Origin of the sequence: Enterorhabdus sp. P55, from assembly GCF_009911695.1 — a bacterium.
GTDB lineage: Bacteria > Actinomycetota > Coriobacteriia > Coriobacteriales > Eggerthellaceae > Enterorhabdus.
The window spans coordinates 1-1483 of the sequence record NZ_QWKK01000225.1 but is presented as its reverse complement, the minus strand read 5'-3'; the positions used below and the strand labels follow the sequence as shown (position 1 = coordinate 1483).

General features: G+C 66.6%; 2 protein-coding genes and 1 tRNA gene. All 3 read left to right on the top strand.

Going from position 1 to position 1483, the window contains the following annotated elements:
• The first annotated feature begins 382 nt into the window (after window positions 1–382).
• Window positions 383–458 (top strand) — tRNA-Thr (locus D1643_RS10960).
• A 335-nt stretch (window positions 459–793) separates the two neighbouring features.
• Window positions 794–1123 carry a DUF6442 family protein gene (locus D1643_RS10955; protein ID WP_160710637.1) on the top strand — a complete coding sequence of 110 codons (330 nt, stop codon included), beginning with the start codon at window positions 794–796 and terminating at the stop codon, window positions 1121–1123.
• Between the two features lie 43 nt (window positions 1124–1166).
• Window positions 1167–1388: a helix-turn-helix transcriptional regulator gene (locus D1643_RS10950; RefSeq protein ID WP_160710636.1), complete on the top strand. Its 222-nt coding sequence runs from the start codon at window positions 1167–1169 to the stop codon at window positions 1386–1388.
• The last annotated feature ends 95 nt before the right edge of the window (window positions 1389–1483 follow it).

The following is a 1483-nucleotide window of genomic DNA, read 5'->3' as shown; positions in this document are numbered from 1 at the left end:
GGGAGGGCAGGAGGACGAGGGGGCGGGGGCGGATCGAAACGGACGGCGGAATGCGGAAGGCAAAAAAGGAGCGAGGGCGAAGCAAAGAGCAGGGGCCTGGGGGGCCTGGGGGCCTGGGGGGCCTGGGCAGAGACAAAGGAATGTAGGAAGTGGCGTGAAGAGAGCGGGGGTCAGAGCAGAAGGGAGCGGAAGCAATCGGCAGCCCAGAGCAGAGGGACGGAGAAAACGAAAGAAGGAGGCGTGTCGGAGAGGGCGCGGGAACCAGGACGAGGGCGGGACCGAGGTGGGGCCCATGCGGGAGACGCGGACATTCCCCGGCTGCCGCCTTGCACGCGACGGGGCGATTCGCTATACTACGTTTTCGCTTCGAGAGAAGCGCCACGCCAACGTGGCTCAGTTGGTAGAGCAGCGCACTCGTAATGCGCAGGTCAGCGGTTCGAGTCCGCTCGTTGGCTCCAGAAGACAAAACGGCCCCCGCACTCCGGGGGCCGTTCTGCGTCCAGGCCCGACCCCGCGCCTCCGGCACGGCGACGGCCGGAAGGCTCGCCCCAAAGGCGAAGGGCCATTCCGGGCCAAGGCCCAGCGCCGCCCGAAAGCGTTTCACGTGAAACACTCGCACGCGCTTCCGCGCAAGGTCGCCCTCGCCCAAGCTCGCTGATAATTATCTCCGGCTAACAATGTTTCACGTGAAACACTCGTTCTCGAGATAGCGCGCAGCTTCTTCCCATTCTGCCAAGTTTTCTTTACATCAAGCAACTGGCAAGCTATGATGGGGACGTCGAAAGGGGCCTCCATGGATCGCGAGAAGGTGCTGCTGCTCAGCCGGATGGACAACGTGGGCGACGACGAGCGCGATCGCAGCGTCCGCGAGGGCGGTGCGCAGCGGGCGCTTCTCGCCGTCGCGCTCCTGGCTATCGTGCTCGACCTGGTGAAATCCCTCTTTCTGCATCAACCCAACGGCGACCTCATGGCCGTCGCCTTCCTCGGCATGGGCGTCTTCAGCGGCTATCAGTACCGCCGAGCCCGCCGGCGTGAGCTGCTGGCGGCGGCCATAGTCTGGTTCGTCGGGAGCGCCTGGTGGACAGTCGGCTACCTGGCGGCTGTCGGCGCGCTGCCGCTCTAGCCGCGTCCCTCCCGCCCGCGCGCCGCCTTCGCCATTCGCCGCCATGCCTTCGCGAAAAGACAACCTCGTCCTGAAGAACCGCCTGCGCGAGGCTCGATCGGCTTGCGGCCTCTCGCAAACGGAGCTCGCGCGCCTGGTGGGCGTATCCCGGCAGACCATCTCAAGCATCGAGACGGGGCAGTTCTCCCCCACCGCCAAGCTCGCCCTCACCCTCGCCATAGCACTCAACCGAACGTTCGAGGAACTCTTCTACTTCGAAGACTAGCCCGTAGCACGAGCGCCCGGGCGCCCGCCCCACCCCCCCCCGCCACGCCTCCGAACCCCTCCCCGGCGCGTGAGAGCGCCGCCCCAACGCGCCGG

Excerpts from the sequence above, each read along its gene's own strand:
- D1643_RS10950 (WP_160710636.1), top strand. The coding sequence starts at position 1,167 with ATGCCTTCGCGAAAAGACAACCTCGTCCTGAAGAACCGCCTGCGCGAG.
- D1643_RS10955 (WP_160710637.1), top strand. The coding sequence starts at position 794 with ATGGATCGCGAGAAGGTGCTGCTGCTCAGCCGGATGGACAACGTGGGC.